The organism is Tistrella mobilis (genome assembly GCF_041468085.1).
Classification (GTDB): Bacteria; Pseudomonadota; Alphaproteobacteria; order Tistrellales; family Tistrellaceae; genus Tistrella; species Tistrella mobilis_A.
Window position 1 is genome coordinate 3,555,061 of the sequence record NZ_CP121017.1, and the last position, 13,655, is coordinate 3,568,715.

A 13,655-nucleotide genomic window follows, 5' to 3' on the forward strand; every position below is an offset into this window, starting at 1 on the left:
TGCGGGTGCGGCGGCGTCAAGGGCCCGCTTCGCCCCGCCGGCTTTCAACGGAGCCCGGGGCACACGACGCCCCTGCCCGTCTCCATGGTCGGACCCTATTCCGGCGCGAAGCTCACAGCCTTGACACAGGTCAAGGCGGATCGTGACGGGGCTGGTGAGGATCGGTCAGAATGGCGTTCAGGGCCGCGGCGGATGGTCGCACGACCGCCGCCCGCGCCCTGCGATCACCCGAACGGCCGGTCCCCATGTTCGATTTCGTCGATCTCGACACGCTTGCGGCGCTGTGCCGCCCGGCCTTCGCGGGCGATGCCGCGGGGCTGGGCGGGCTTGCGACGCTGGCGGGTGCGCTCGCCCTCGCCGGCCTTGCCGGCGGGCTGATGCACTGCGCGCCGATGTGCGGGATTTTTGTGCTGGCTCAGGTCGATGCCCGGCTCGCCCGGGTGCCGGTCGCCGCCATGTCGGAACGGAACCGGCTCCGCGCCGGGCTGCTGCCCGGCTATCATCTGGGGCGGATCGCGACCTATGCCGGGCTGGGCGCCGTGGCGGGGCTGGTCGGTCAGGGGCTGGGCGACGGGCTCGCGATGGTGGGCCGGCTGCGCGACTGGGCGGCGGTGCCCCTGGGGCTGGCCGGGCTGGTGCTGCTGGCCTCCGCCGCCGCACGGCTCGGCCTGTTCGGACAGCTGCATGTCAGGCCGCAGCTTGCGATCACCGGCAGCCAGCGCCCCCCGGCAGCCGGCGGCATCGCCGGCTTCGCCGCCCGCATGCTCACCCGGGTGCGGCCCTGGCTGGCCGGCGGCGGCTGCCGCGGCGTCGGCACGGGGCTGGTGCTGGGCTTCCTGCCCTGCGGTCTGGTCTATGCGGCGCTGGCGGCGGCGCTCGCCTCGGGCCGGCCGCTGGCCGGTGCGCTCGCCATGATCGCCTTCGGCCTCGGCACCGTGCCCGCCCTTTCGGCCGTGGGCCTGGGTGGGCAGGCGGTGCTGCGCCGCCGCCCGGCCCTCGCCCGCAGGGCCGCCCCGGCCCTGCTCGGCCTCGCCGCCCTGCCGCTCATCGCCGGGGCGGCGGTGATGATCGTGGGGTGAGTGCCCTTACGATCCGCGGGAGATCACCTGCCATGCAATCGGCATAGATGCCGGATCCGTCATCACCGGCTTCTGGAAGAAGAAGAAGCCGTTCTGATTGCCGCTCTGATTGTTGAAATTGATGGTGTAGGTCACGCCGCCGGCCTGATCCAGAGCCTCGTCGGGCAGGGCGTCATCGGTGGCGGGCCGATCGGCGGCGGCTTCGATGGCAGCTTCGGGGGCGATTTCGGGGGACTTTTCGGTGGTCATGTCGGCTACTCCTGAATCAGATGGCGGCCAGCATGGCCGGTTCAGCCACGCGCCGCCAGCCCCGATCGGGCCCGAAGTCGCCGGTCGTTGACCGTCAGACCCCGACCAGCCGCCGCGCTTCGCCCCCGGCATCGGCAAGCGCCGCACCCGGCCCCGCCCAGGCGACGCGGCCCCGTTCCAGGCCGACGGCACGATCCGCCAGACGCGCCAGCGCCTTCAGATCCTTGTCGACCACCAGAATCGCCAGCCCCTCGGCCTTCAACCGGGTGAGCGCCGCCCAGATGTCGCGGCGGATCAGCGGCGCCAGCCCCTCGGTCGCCTCGTCCAGGATCAGCAGGCGGGGGTTGGTGAGCAGGGCGCGGCCGATCGCCAGCATCTGCTGCTCGCCGCCCGACAGCAGCCGGGCGCGCTGGCCGGTGCGCTCGGCCAGGCGCGGGAACAGCTCGTGCACCCGGGCCACGGTCCAGGGGCCGGGGCGCGCGGTGGCCACCAGGTTCTCGTGCACGCTGAGGCCGGGGAAGATCTGCCGGCCTTCGGGCACCAGCCCCAGCCCGGCCCGGGCGATGCGATGCGGCGGGGCACCGGTGACATCGGCACCGTCCACCCGCACCTGCCCGCCGGTCACCGTCACCAGCCCGAGTGCGGCACCGATGGTCGAGGATTTGCCCATGCCGTTGCGGCCGATCAGCGCCACCACCTCGCCCGCATGCACGGCAAGATCGATGCCGAACAGCACCCGGGCAGGGCCGTAACCGCCGGTGACGCCGGCCATTTCCAGAACCGCGGTCATGCCTCGTCCTCGCCCAGATAGGCCGCGATTACCCTGGGGTCGGCGCGGATGTCGTCGGGGCTGCCCGAGGCGATGGCATGGCCCGCCACCAGCACCGTCACCCGATCGGCCAGCGCGAACACCGCCTCCATGTCGTGTTCGACCATCAGGATGGTGGTCTCGTGCGCCAGCGCCCGGATCGTCGCGACCATGGCCGCACTCTCATCGGGGCCGAGACCAGCCAGCGGCTCGTCGAGCAGCAGCAGGCGCGGTCGCTGCGCCACGGCCAGCGCGATTTCCAGCCGCCGCCGCTCCCCGTGGGAGAGCACCGCAGCCGGCCGGCGATCGGCGGGATCGAGCCCGAAACGCGCCAGCACCGCAGCGGCACGGTCCGCCAGATCCCGGTCCCGCGCCCGGGCGGCAAAGGGCCGCCAGACGGCGCGCGTCGGCGCCAGCAGCCCGACCTCGATGGTTTCCACCGCCGTCAGGCTGGGGAACAAAGCCACGATCTGATAGGCGCGCACCAGCCCGCGCCGGACGCGGGCGACCACGCCCAGGCCGCCGACATCACGGCCGTCGAAGCGGATCCGGCCGGCATCGGCCATGATCTCGCCCGAAATCAGCGCGCAGGCCGTGGTCTTGCCGGCACCGTTGGGGCCGATCAGGGCATGGATCTGCCCGGGCATGACCTGAAGCGACAGGTCATCGGCGGCGGCCAGCGCCCCGAAGCGGCGGGTGACGCCGGCAAGTTCCAGCAGGGCCGCGGTCATCTCCGCCCCCTCCGCCGGATCCGGGCCCGGATCCGGGCCGCCGAGCCGGCAACCCCGCCCCGGTTGAAGATTGCCGCCAGCACCAGCATCGGCCCCAGGATCGCCGCCCAATGTTCGGTCCAGCGGCCGAGCATCTCTTCCAGCACCACCATGATGGCGGCGCCGGCCACGGCACCGGCGGGCGTCGCCGCCCCGCCCAGCACCACCATCACCATCAGCTCGCCCGATGTCGTCCAGGCCAGCGGTGTCGGGCTCACGAAGCCGATCAGATTGGCGTTGAGCGCCCCCGCCACACCCGCCACCGCGGCTGCGGCGACGAAGGCTGCAAGCCTGAGGCCATAAGGGCTGCGGCCCAGCGCCCGAAGCCGGCGTTCGTCGTCGCGCGCCGCCGCCAGCACCAGCCCGTAACGGCTGCCCGACATGCGATGGGCGATGCCGAGCCAGAGGCCGAGCAGGGCGACGCAGATCCAGTGAAAGACGAGATCATCGCCGGTATCGAGGCCAAGCCCGCCGATGGCCGCGGTGTTGCGGCTCCACATCGACAGCCCGTCCTCGCCGCCGTAATCGGCGAAGGCGATGGTGACGAAATAGAGCATCTGCGAGAAGGCGAGCGTGATCATGATGAAATAGGCACCGCCGGTGCGCAGGCTGACCGCCCCGATCGGCAGCGCGATCAGCGCCGCCGCCAGCGCCGCCGCCGGCAGGGTGACCAGCAGGCTGTCCGAGCCGGCGCCGGCCAGGAAGCCCAGCGCCCCCTCCATGCCCTGGGCATGGTGGAAGGCGATGCCCACCGCATAGGCACCGATGCCGACGAAGGCGCCATGGCCGAGCGAGGGCAGGCCCGCACCGCCGATCAGCAATTGCAGGCTGGCGGCGGCCAGGCCCCAGATCGCGATCCGGGTGGTGAGCGATACCAGATACGAGGCGCCGGCCGCCTCGGCGAGGAGGGGCGCCACGGCCAGCAGTACCAGCAGGACGATCGCCGCGCGACCGCCGCGGCCGGGTGCGGCGATATGCATCGACGTCGATGCATCTGCACCACGGCCCCCGGCCGGATGCATCGATGTCGATGCAGTTTCAGGATGACGGTCAGTCCCGGCCACCGAACACCCCCTTGGGACGGATGGCCAGCACCACCGCCATCAGCAGATAGATCGTCATCGATGCAAGTGCGGCCCCGATCTGGTCGGCCGCAGCCGGCGGCAGCAACTCGCGCGCGATCTGCGGCAGATAGGCCCGGCCCAGCGTGTCGGCGAGGCCGACGATGATGGCCCCGACGAAGGCGCCCTTCACCGAGCCGATGCCGCCGATCACGATCACCACGAAGGCCAGGATCAGCACCGGCTCGCCCATGCCGACCTGCACCGCCAGCACCGGCCCGGCCATGGCACCGGCAAGACCCGCGAGCAGCCCGCCCAGCGCGAAGAGCACGGCATAAAGCCGGCCGATATCGACCCCCAATGCCGCCACCATCCGCCGGTTCTGGGCACCGGCACGGATCAGCATACCGAGGCGCGTGCGCTCGATCAGCAGAGCAAGGCCCCCCGCGACCACCAGCCCCGCCAGAATGATCGCCAGCCGCCAAGCCGGATAGGGCGTGCCGGGCAGCACCTCCACCGTGCCGGCAGCGAAGGCCGGCACGTCGAGGAACAGCGGCCGCGGCCCGAACAGGATCCGCACCATTTCATTGGCGAAGAGCACGATGCCGAAGGTGGCCAGCACCTGATCCAGATGATCGCGGGCATAAAGCCGGGCGATGACCAGCCGTTCGATGACGAAGCCGAGCAGGGCCGCCACCGGCAGCGCCGCCAGGATGCCGAGCGGCACCGAGCCGGTTTCGGCCGCGACGAAGGCGGCGGCAAAGGCGCCGCACATATAGAGCGCGCCATGGGCAAGGTTGAGCACGCCCATCACGCCGAAGACCAGCGTCAGGCCGGCGGCGATCATGAACAGCATGACGCCGAGCTGCAGGCCATTCAGGACCTGCTCCAGGACAAGGGAAGACATGATCGGATGCGGGAACACCGCCGGCAGCCGTGGTGGGGACGGGGTCAGCCCCCGCCCCCACCACGGCCGGCCGGTCCGGTATCACATCTTGCAATCGGCCGCGTAGGCGTCGACGTGGTCGTCGAACACCTTCGAGACGATGCGGTTCACCAGCCGGCCCTGATCGTCCTTCACCACCTCGCGGGCGTAGAGATCCTGGATCGGGTGCTGGTTGTTGCCGAAGCGGAATTCGCCGCGGACGCTGTCGAACTTCGCGGCCTTCATGCCGGCCCGCAGCCCGTCGCGATTGGCGACGTCGCCGCCCACCGCTTCCAGACCCGCGCCCATGATATGCGCCGCTTCATAGCCCTGCATGGCATAGACCGAGGGCAGCCGGCCATAGGCCTTCTCGAAGCCCGCCACGAAGGCCTTGTTGGCGGGGTTGTCGAGATCGGTCGACCATTGCGCGCCGTTGATCACGCCCAGCGCCGCATCGCCCACCGCCGGCAGAACGTCCTGCGAGAACGAGAAGGCGGGGCCATAGAGCTTGATCTTGCCTTTGAGACCGGCCTGATCGAACTGCTTCACGAAGTTGATACCCATGCCGCCCGGCAGGAACACGAAGACGCCATCGGGTTCGGCAGCCCGGATGCTGGCGATTTCGGCGGCATAATCCAGCTGGCCCAGCTTGGTATAGACCTCCTGGACCACTTCGCCCTTGTAATAGCGCTTGAAGCCGGTCAGCGAATCCTTGCCCGCCGGATAGTTGGGGGCCATCAGGAACATGCGCTTCAACCCGGCCTGCTCCACCGCGGCACCGGTCGCCTCGTGCAGATTGTCGTTCTGATAGGCGGCATTGAAGTAGTTCGGGCTGCAGCCGGCACCCGCCAGCTGCGAGGGGCCGGCATTGGAGCTGACATAGATCACGTCGTCGCGGGTGACCTTGGGCACCACGGCCAGCGCGAGATTGGAGAAGACGATGCCGGTCATCAGGCTGACGCCGTCTTCCTTGACCAGCCGGTCGGCCGCCTGCACGGCGGTTTCGGGCTTGCGGGCATCATCGACGGTCAGCACCTCCACCGGCACCCCGCCCAGCCTGCCGCCGGCCTCCGTCACCGCCAGCATGAAGCCGTCGCGGGTGTCGACACCCAGCCCGGCGCCGTCGCCGCTCAAAGTGGTGAGCAGGCCGATCTTCACCGGATCCGCCGCCTGAGCCGCGCCCAGACCGAAGCCCATCACGATACCCGTCGCCGCCGCGATCATCCGCGAGGCCGCCTTGTTCGTCGTCATCTCCCGTCCCGTCCCTGCGAGGTGTGGCCAAGCCTTGCCCGGCAGCCCCGCGCTCCCCGCGGATCCGCCTGCCCGTTCCGGTGATCCGGAATCAGGTGAAGGCCTTGAAGGTGATCATCGTGAAGGTGTCCTTGACGCCTGCAATGGCGTGGAGCTTCTCGTTCACGAAATGCCCGATATCGCGGCCCGGCGCCAGATAGCACTTCATCAGCAGGTCGTATTGACCCGAGATCGAATGCACCTCGGAAATCTCTTCGATCGTCGCCACCGCCTGATGGGCGACGTCATAGGCCTTGCCGAGTTCGCATTTGATAAGGACGAAGATGGTCTGCATGGGGCTCCGACCGGCATGAGATCAGGGAAAATGGGCCGGCGGCAGGGGCGCACACGGCCGTTTCGCCGACCGTACCCGGTTTTGGCCGCTTTGGGTAGCGGCAGCGCCCGCCACCCCTGCCCCGGGCAGGGATAAGATCAGGGCCGGGACCGGAAACGACAAAAGCCGGCGACCGCAGACGGTGCCGGCTTGATCCGATTTTCAGCTCCTCCGGATCCGGAAGAGTGGTGCGACCAGCAGGACTTGAACCTGCACGCCCTTTCGGGCACTAGCCCCTCAAGCTAGCGCGTCTACCAATTCCGCCATGGTCGCAGCGGTGTCGTGTGGTCCGTGGTTATACGCAAAACCGTCCCGGATGCAAGCATCGTCGTCAGAAAAACGACACAAGATCCGCCATTCCGGCCCTGCCAACAAAAAACCCGCCGAACCGAGGCGGGCGTTTCGTTGACGATGACACTTCCCGATGGTCACCCTCCTTTTGGAGAGTGGTGCGACCGGTAGGACTTGAACCTACACGTCCGTACAGACACTAGTACCTGAAACTAGCGCGTCTACCAATTCCGCCACGGTCGCATCGGGCGTCGTCGTCGTGGCGGTCTTATAGCCAATACTCCGGGAGGAGCGCAAGAGGTCTTTTTCATGGGGACGCAACATTTCTGGAGTGCCCCGGGCTCGCCTGAATCCAAACCATTGACCTGTAATGAAAATGCCATATCCGCCCCCTCGAAAAAAAATGCGCGCGGCCCCCGCGCCCCTTCCGCACCCCCGTGCCGACCGCCGGTTTTTCCCGGAAACGTTGACACCCGGGGCCCCCGCGGGTAATGCTCAGCCCACTTCCGAGGGGGAGTAGCCGACCGCGACCGGGCAGACCTGCCCGGCAGGTACGGATCGTACGTCAACAGACTTGCCCGCCGGCCCTGTAAGCCGGCATCCGGCATGGCGTACGAGCGACGGGGATCATCCCGGCGCCGGCGAGACCTTCGGACGCGATCGCATCGACCGTCGACACCAGCGCGACGGGACGGCCGGACCGGCCGATGCGTGTCGTGTCCGATCGTGCTCGCTGCTTGCGCGCCAGGAATGCAGGTCCGGCCGTCCACCCCGGAGGCAGATCACATCATGGAAGCGCTCGCGGTCTCCACGCTCGTCGTGGCCCTGGCGGAAATCGGCGATAAGACACAGCTGCTGGCACTCGCGCTGACGCTGCGCTATCGCACCCCCTGGCCGGTGGCGGCCGGCATCCTGGTCGCAACGCTGGCCAACCACGCCGTGGCGGGCGCCGTAGGCGCGGCCGTCGCCGCCCATGTCGATCCGCAATGGATGCGCTGGATCCTGGGCGCCTCGTTCATCGCCATGGGCCTGTGGGTACTGGTGCCGGACAAGCTGGACGAGGATGAAGGCCCCCGCTCCACCGCCCGCGGCGCCTTCCTTGCCACGACCCTCGCCTTCTTCGTGGTCGAGATCGGCGACAAGACCCAGGTCGCAACCGTGGCCCTTGCGGCCGATTACGCGCCGCTGATCGCCGTGGTCATCGGTACGACCGCGGGCATGATGATCGCCAACCTGCCGGTCGTGTTCCTGGGCGACCGGATCACCCGGGTCATCCCGCTGAGCCTGGTCCGCAAGGCCGCCGCCACCCTGCTGATCGTTCTGGGCGTGCTCGCCCTGCTGGACGGCGGTGCGCTGCTGCACCTCTGACGGAAATGCAGGGCGGCCGTCCCGATCTTGCCACTTGAACCGGCGTCGTCGGCGGTGAACATGTCAGGGCAAGACAGTTCTCTGCCATCCGGTGACGGCAGAGCCGGAACGGAGCCCGGGTGGCATGGATGATGGCGGGGCAGGCAGATATGCGGCGGGTGTGGCGGCGGCATCGATCCCGCCCGCGGCACCGCGCCCCGCCATCGGTCTCAGGGATGCGACCCTTGCCGATATCGATGCGCTGGTGGCGATCGAGAACGCCTCGTTCATCCACGACCGGATCAGCCGCCGCAGTTTCCGCCACCTGCTGACCCGCGCCCATGCCGATACGGTGATCGCCGAAACCGCGGGCGCAGGCGGCCGGCCGGTGGTCGCGGGCTATGCCATGGTGCTCTACAACGCCGGCACCCGGCTTGCCCGGCTCTATTCCATCGCCACCGCCCCGGGCTGGCGCGGCGCCGGCATCGGCGGCCGGCTGCTCGCAGAGGTGGAGGCCCGGTCGCGGGCGGCCGAGGCCACCACCATCCGCCTGGAAGTCCGTGCCGACGCCCCCGATGTGGCGGCGATCTATGAACATGCCGGCTATCGCCGCTTCGGCCGCTATGTCGCCTATTACGAAGATGCGGTGGATGCCATCCGCATGGAGAAGTCTCTGGCCCGGCGGCTGGATCCGTCGCGCGACCGCGTGCCCTATGTGGAGCAGAGCCTGCCCTTCACCTGCGGGCCGGCGGCGCTGATCATGGCCATGCATGCGCTCGATCCCGAACGCGCCACCGGCCCCGAGGAGGAACTCAGGATCTGGCGCGAATCGACCACCATCTTCATGACCTCCGGCCATGGCGGCTGCTCGCCCCATGGCCTGGCGCTGGCGGCGGCCGCCCGCGGCTTCGGCGTCCGCCTGCATGTCACCGGCCAGGGCGTGCCCTTCGTCGACGGCGTGCGCAGCCCGGAAAAGAAGCGGGTGATCGAGATGGTCCAGGCCGAATTCGAGCGCGAGATCGCAGACGAACCGCTGATCGCCCTCGACGACCGCCCGGCCACACTCGACGATATCGCCGCCGCCCTCGCGCGGGGCGAGATCCCGCTCCAGCTGGTCAGTTCCTGGCGCTTCGACCGGCAGAAGGCGCCGCATTGGGTGGTGGTGGTCGCGGTGGACGAGGCCTGCGTCCACATTCATGATCCCTTCGTCGACCGCGACGAAGGCCGCGCCCCCATCGACTGCATCCGCATTCCCGTCCCCCGCCGCGATTTCGAGCGCATGTCGCGCTACGGCCGCGCGGGCCTGCGTGCCACGCTGCTCATATCGTCCTCCCCCGTTCCGCCCGTCTCCCGAACCCCGGATCCCTGAACCAATGCACCGGCATATCGTCATCGTCGACCGCCCCGAAGATCGGGCATCGGTACCTGCCGCCACGGGCCGCGTGGTGCTGACGGCGCGCGAATTCGTCGAGGCGCCGCCGCCGGAGAAGTCCGGCGCAAAGGTGGTGAACCTGGTGCGGGATCATCACTATCTCTCGCTCGGCTACTATGCCTCGCTGCTGGCGGAAGGCCGGGGCGACAGGGTCATCCCCACCCCGCATGCCCTGACCGAGATTTCCTCGAAGCGCATCTATGCCCATGCCCTGCCCGAGCTGACCGCGATCGCCCGGCGCCATCTGCTGGCGCCGCTGGCCGGCGGTGCGGTCACCCGCACGGTGACGGTCATCTTCGGCGAGACCTGCGAGGCCGAGACCGCGGCGCTGGGGCGGCGGGCCTTCGAACTGTTCCGCCTGCCACTGATGGCGCTGCACCTGACCTATGGCGCATCGGAACCGGCCGCCGGCGGGCGGCTGGGCTGGACGGTACGTTCCATGCGCAGCCGCAGCCTGCGCGGGCTGGATGCAGCCGAACGCCACCGGTTCGAAACCGCGCTGGAGCGCTTCACCTCGGACCGCTGGCGGGATCCGAAGCCGCGGCCCGGCAGCCGCTACAGCCTTGCCATCCTGCACGATCCCGACGACCCGCTGCCGCCGTCGAATCCCAAGGCGCTGGAACGGTTCCGCAGGATCGGCCGGAGCCTGGGCATGGAGGTGGAGCTGATCACCCGGCGCGACTATCCACGGCTGGCGGAATACGACGCGCTGTTCATCCGCGAGACCACCCGGATCGATCACCACACCTTCCGCTTCGCAACCAGGGCCGCGCAGGAGGGCATGCCGGTGATCGACGACCCGCAGTCGATCGTCCGCTGCACCAACAAGATCTATCTGGCCGAACTGCTGCGCACCCATAATCTGCCGGCGCCGCGCACCATGATCCTGCACCGCGACCGGCTGCTGGAGGCCGAAACGCTGGGCTATCCGGTGGTGCTGAAGATCCCGGACGGCGCCTTTTCGAACGGGGTCTTCAAGGCCGAGAACCGCGAGCAGCTCGTGGCCCTGGGCGCCCGGGTCTTCGCCCGCAGCGAGCTGGCGCTGGCCCAGTCCTTCGTCTACACCGCCTTCGACTGGCGGGTCGGCATCCTGAACCGGCAGCCGATCTATGCCTGCCAGTATTTCATGTCGCGCAACCACTGGCAGATCGTGAAACATGGCGGCGACGGCCGCATCGACGAGGGCCGCTTCCGCACCTTCGGAGTCGACGAGGCCCCGGCCGACGTGATCGATGTCGCCCTGCGCGCCGCCGCCCCGATCGGCGACGGCCTCTATGGTGTCGACCTGAAGCAGAACGCCGAAGGCGTGTTCGTGATCGAGGTCAACGACAACCCCAATATCGATGCCGGGGTCGAGGATGCGGTGCTGAAGGACGAGCTGTACCGCATCGTGCTGAAGGAGTTCATCCGGCGGATCGATGCCGCCCGGGCGGGCACTGCGGCGTAATGTCGCAGATCTGAGAGACGCCGCGCATCCCTACACTGCGCCGATGACGGGGCATCGGCGGCGAACCGCACACCAAGGCAGGCATGATCGACGGCCGGCGCGGCAGGTTCTGCGGCGCCTGGCCGGTTGGCTTGCGCTTGCAGCCCTGCTGGTGACCCAGCCGGCCATGCTGGCCGGCATGACCATGGCGGAGGCCGGCCAGGCGGTGGCACGTGCCGCCGGCCTGCCCGACGGCTTGTTCGATCCGGCCTCCATCTGCCATGTGCCCGATGCCTACGGCGATCCGGCCGACCCCGCCCGGGACGATGCCGCGGGCCATCATTGCGCGCTCTGCACCGCCGTTACCCCGGCCCCGTCGCCATGGGTGCCGCAGCCCGCAAAGGCATGCGGCCGTGCCGCCAGGACAGCCCGCCCCGCCAGCCGTCACCGGCCGGCCCGCCGCCGGCGCCGCCGTCCGCGTGCGCCCCCTGCCCCCTGATCCACGCAACCTTTCCGGTTTCCAGGATCAGGACCAGACCAGATGATGACCCGTCTTCCGCCCCGTGGCGGCCGCACCCGGCCGGCCATGCACGGCCTGCTGTCGGCCACCGCCCTCACCGCCCTCGCGCCCATGGCCGCCGCCGCAGACAATGCCACCCCCCTGCCCCGGCTTCAGATCGAGGCACCGGCCACGGCCTCGCGCACGGCACCCGATGCCGCAACCCGGCAGGCCGAGCTGGAGGGCCGCCTGCCCGGCAGCTTCGCCGTGCTGCCGGCAGCCGCGTTCGAGAACAGCCGCGCCTTCACCCTGGGCGACATGATCGCGACCGTGCCCGGCGTCTATGCCCAGTCGCGCTTCGGCCAGTCCGAAACCAAGCTGTCGATCCGCGGATCCGGCCTCAGCCGCAATTTTCACATGCGCGGCGTGAAGCTCAGCCTCGACGGTCTGCCGATCAACACCAATGACGGCGCCGGCGATTTCCAGCAGATCGACCCGCTGACCCTGCGCCAGGTGGAGGTGCTGAAGGGCGCCAACGCCATGTCGGACGGCGTGTCGATGCTGGGCGGCGAGATCCGGATGGAAAGCCGGACGGGGTTGAGCGATCCGGGCGTCACCGCCCGGGCCGAGACCGGCAGCTTCGGCTTCGTGCGCAGCCATGCGGGTTTCGGCGTGGCCGAGGGGCGGATGGACGCCCATCTGTCGGCAACGGTCAACCGCGAGGACGGGTTTCGCGCGCATTCGGCCCATGACAACAAGACCTTCGCCGGCAATCTCGGCTGGCGGCTGAGCGATGCGGTCGAGACCCGGCTCTATCTGGGCTATGACGATCTCTGGCAGGAACTGCCGAGCGCGCTCACCCTGGATCAGGCGCTGAACCGGCCGCGGAGCACGGCGGCCGGCAACATCACCGGCGACCAGCGCCGCGACATCACCTCGGTCCGGCTGGCAAATCGCTGGTCGATCTCGCTGGGCGAGGCGACGGAACTGGAACTCGGCGGCTGGGTGCTCGACAAATCGCTCTATCACCCGATCTTCCAGGTGCTCGACTACGACTATCTGGATGGCGGCGTGCAGGCGAAGCTTTCCACCACCACCGAGCTTGCCGGCATGTCGCACGGTCTCACCTTCGGCATGCGGCTGGCCGGCGGCGAGACCGATGCCCGGCGCTATGTGAATATCGGCGGCAGCCGCGGCGCGTTGACCGCCGAAGGCACCGAGCGCGGCCGCACTTACGAGGCCTGGGCGGAAGACGCGATCGGCCTCACCCCCTCCCTCACCCTGGTGCTGGGAGTGCAGGCGATGCATGCGACCCGCGGCTATGACGATGCCTTCCTGTCGGATGGCGACGATTCGGGCGAGGCGCGCTATGACGAAGTCAACCCCCGCCTGGGGCTGATCTGGCAGGCGGCGCCGGACTGGCAGCTTTATGGCAATCTGTCGCGCAGTGCCGAGCCCCCGACCCTGTCGGAGGTGAATCCGAGCACGGCCCCGGGCTTCGCCGATATCGACGCCCAGACCGCCTGGACGCTGGAAATCGGCAGCCGCGGCCGCATCGGCCGGCTGGGCTTCGATGTGGCGGTGTTCGAATCGCACCTGCGCGACGAACTCCAGACCTTCGGCACGATCACCGGCGGCACCACCACCATCAATGCCGACCGCACGATCCATCGCGGGCTGGAAGCCGGTTTCGACCTGACGCTGACCGAGGTGCTGGCGCTCAAGGCCTCGTATACCTGGTCGGATTTCCGCTTCGACGGCGACCCGACCTATGGCGACAACGCCCTGCCCGGCGTGCCGCCGCACCGGGTGTATGGCGAACTGCGCTGGCAGCCGGTCCAGGGCGCCTGGATCGCGCCCAATGTCGAATGGGTACCGGTCGATTATGCCGTCGACAATGCCGAAAGCCTGGACGCCCCCGGCTATACCCTGCTCGGCATCCGCGCCGGCTGGGAACCGGTCGCCGGGGTGACCCTGTTCCTGGACGGCCGCAACCTGACCGACGAGAACTACATCGCCACCACCAGCGTCGCCCCCACCGCGGATGCCGACGCCGCCCTGTTCTATCCGGGCAACGGCGCCGCGATCTATGGGGGGATTTCGTACCGCTTCTGAGCCGTCAGCCGGCGTGGGGCCTGGCCATG

At 69.3% G+C, this 13,655-nt stretch carries 13 protein-coding genes and 2 tRNA genes; 6 read left to right on the plus strand and 9 right to left on the minus strand.

All coding sequences use genetic code 11. The features are described 5' to 3' along the window. Positions 1 to 170: 170 nt before the first annotated feature. Complete coding sequence (locus P7L68_RS21525) at positions 171 to 1,079, plus strand: sulfite exporter TauE/SafE family protein (protein ID WP_372001533.1); 909 nt, start codon at positions 171 to 173, stop codon at positions 1,077 to 1,079. A gap of 6 nt (positions 1,080 to 1,085) precedes the next feature. Here the strand turns inward: P7L68_RS21525 and P7L68_RS21530 are convergent, their stop codons facing one another. The 9 genes from P7L68_RS21530 to P7L68_RS21570 form a co-directional block, all read right to left on the minus strand. After that, a complete protein-coding gene (locus tag P7L68_RS21530; RefSeq protein WP_372001535.1) occupies positions 1,086 to 1,328 on the minus strand; it encodes a hypothetical protein in 243 nt (80 codons plus the stop codon). Between the two features lie 94 nt (positions 1,329 to 1,422). Next, positions 1,423 to 2,118, minus strand: coding sequence for an ABC transporter ATP-binding protein (locus P7L68_RS21535; protein WP_372001537.1), 696 nt, complete (start codon positions 2,116 to 2,118; stop codon positions 1,423 to 1,425). Continuing rightward, positions 2,115 to 2,867, minus strand: a complete 753-nt coding sequence (locus P7L68_RS21540) for an ABC transporter ATP-binding protein (protein WP_372001539.1) — start codon at positions 2,865 to 2,867, stop codon at positions 2,115 to 2,117. The genes P7L68_RS21535 and P7L68_RS21540 overlap by 4 nt, the downstream gene beginning before the upstream one ends. Beyond that, on the minus strand, positions 2,864 to 3,886 hold the full coding sequence (locus P7L68_RS21545; RefSeq protein WP_372001541.1) for a branched-chain amino acid ABC transporter permease: 1,023 nt from the start codon (positions 3,884 to 3,886) through the stop codon (positions 2,864 to 2,866). The genes P7L68_RS21540 and P7L68_RS21545 overlap by 4 nt, the downstream gene beginning before the upstream one ends. A 70-nt stretch (positions 3,887 to 3,956) precedes the next feature. Then, a complete protein-coding gene (locus tag P7L68_RS21550) occupies positions 3,957 to 4,874 on the minus strand; it encodes a branched-chain amino acid ABC transporter permease (RefSeq protein ID WP_372001543.1) in 918 nt (305 codons plus the stop codon). Positions 4,875 to 4,955: 81 nt separating this feature from the next. Beyond that, positions 4,956 to 6,143 carry an ABC transporter substrate-binding protein gene (locus tag P7L68_RS21555; protein ID WP_372001545.1) on the minus strand — a complete coding sequence of 396 codons (1,188 nt, stop codon included), beginning with the start codon at positions 6,141 to 6,143 and terminating at the stop codon, positions 4,956 to 4,958. Positions 6,144 to 6,234: 91 nt separating this feature from the next. Next, positions 6,235 to 6,477: an Lrp/AsnC ligand binding domain-containing protein gene (locus tag P7L68_RS21560; protein ID WP_014748532.1), complete on the minus strand. Its 243-nt coding sequence runs from the start codon at positions 6,475 to 6,477 to the stop codon at positions 6,235 to 6,237. Between the two features lie 225 nt (positions 6,478 to 6,702). Continuing rightward, positions 6,703 to 6,789, minus strand: a tRNA-Leu gene (locus tag P7L68_RS21565). 174 nt (positions 6,790 to 6,963) lie between these two features. Beyond that, positions 6,964 to 7,050, minus strand: a tRNA-Leu gene (locus tag P7L68_RS21570). Positions 7,051 to 7,596: 546 nt separating this feature from the next. Here P7L68_RS21570 and P7L68_RS21575 point away from each other — a divergent pair. The 5 genes from P7L68_RS21575 (at position 7,597) to P7L68_RS21595 (ending at position 13,626) form a co-directional block, all read left to right on the plus strand. Beyond that, the gene (locus P7L68_RS21575) at positions 7,597 to 8,175 is read left to right on the plus strand and encodes a TMEM165/GDT1 family protein (protein WP_372001548.1); all 579 of its coding nucleotides are present in this window, start codon (positions 7,597 to 7,599) and stop codon (positions 8,173 to 8,175) included. 124 nt (positions 8,176 to 8,299) lie between these two features. Beyond that, positions 8,300 to 9,523 (plus strand): GNAT family N-acetyltransferase/peptidase C39 family protein, encoded by a 1,224-nt coding sequence (locus P7L68_RS21580; protein ID WP_372001550.1) that lies wholly within the window; start codon positions 8,300 to 8,302, stop codon positions 9,521 to 9,523. Between the two features lie 4 nt (positions 9,524 to 9,527). After that, positions 9,528 to 11,033 carry a RimK family protein gene (locus P7L68_RS21585; protein WP_372001551.1) on the plus strand — a complete coding sequence of 502 codons (1,506 nt, stop codon included), beginning with the start codon at positions 9,528 to 9,530 and terminating at the stop codon, positions 11,031 to 11,033. A gap of 151 nt (positions 11,034 to 11,184) precedes the next feature. After that, a complete protein-coding gene (locus tag P7L68_RS21590; protein WP_372001552.1) occupies positions 11,185 to 11,511 on the plus strand; it encodes a hypothetical protein in 327 nt (108 codons plus the stop codon). Between the two features lie 42 nt (positions 11,512 to 11,553). Continuing rightward, the gene (locus P7L68_RS21595) at positions 11,554 to 13,626 is read left to right on the plus strand and encodes a TonB-dependent receptor family protein (RefSeq protein ID WP_372001553.1); all 2,073 of its coding nucleotides are present in this window, start codon (positions 11,554 to 11,556) and stop codon (positions 13,624 to 13,626) included. The last annotated feature ends 29 nt before the right edge of the window (positions 13,627 to 13,655 follow it).

Excerpts from the sequence above, each read along its gene's own strand:
- P7L68_RS21525 (WP_372001533.1), top strand. The coding sequence starts at position 171 with ATGGCGTTCAGGGCCGCGGCGGATGGTCGCACGACCGCCGCCCGCGCC.
- P7L68_RS21530 (WP_372001535.1), bottom strand. The coding sequence starts at position 1,328 with ATGACCACCGAAAAGTCCCCCGAAATCGCCCCCGAAGCTGCCATCGAA.
- P7L68_RS21535 (WP_372001537.1), bottom strand. The coding sequence starts at position 2,118 with ATGACCGCGGTTCTGGAAATGGCCGGCGTCACCGGCGGTTACGGCCCT.
- P7L68_RS21540 (WP_372001539.1), bottom strand. The coding sequence starts at position 2,867 with ATGACCGCGGCCCTGCTGGAACTTGCCGGCGTCACCCGCCGCTTCGGG.
- P7L68_RS21545 (WP_372001541.1), bottom strand. The coding sequence starts at position 3,886 with ATGCATATCGCCGCACCCGGCCGCGGCGGTCGCGCGGCGATCGTCCTG.
- P7L68_RS21550 (WP_372001543.1), bottom strand. The coding sequence starts at position 4,874 with ATGTCTTCCCTTGTCCTGGAGCAGGTCCTGAATGGCCTGCAGCTCGGC.
- P7L68_RS21555 (WP_372001545.1), bottom strand. The coding sequence starts at position 6,143 with ATGACGACGAACAAGGCGGCCTCGCGGATGATCGCGGCGGCGACGGGT.
- P7L68_RS21560 (WP_014748532.1), bottom strand. The coding sequence starts at position 6,477 with ATGCAGACCATCTTCGTCCTTATCAAATGCGAACTCGGCAAGGCCTAT.
- P7L68_RS21575 (WP_372001548.1), top strand. The coding sequence starts at position 7,597 with ATGGAAGCGCTCGCGGTCTCCACGCTCGTCGTGGCCCTGGCGGAAATC.
- P7L68_RS21580 (WP_372001550.1), top strand. The coding sequence starts at position 8,300 with ATGGATGATGGCGGGGCAGGCAGATATGCGGCGGGTGTGGCGGCGGCA.
- P7L68_RS21585 (WP_372001551.1), top strand. The coding sequence starts at position 9,528 with ATGCACCGGCATATCGTCATCGTCGACCGCCCCGAAGATCGGGCATCG.
- P7L68_RS21595 (WP_372001553.1), top strand. The coding sequence starts at position 11,554 with ATGATGACCCGTCTTCCGCCCCGTGGCGGCCGCACCCGGCCGGCCATG.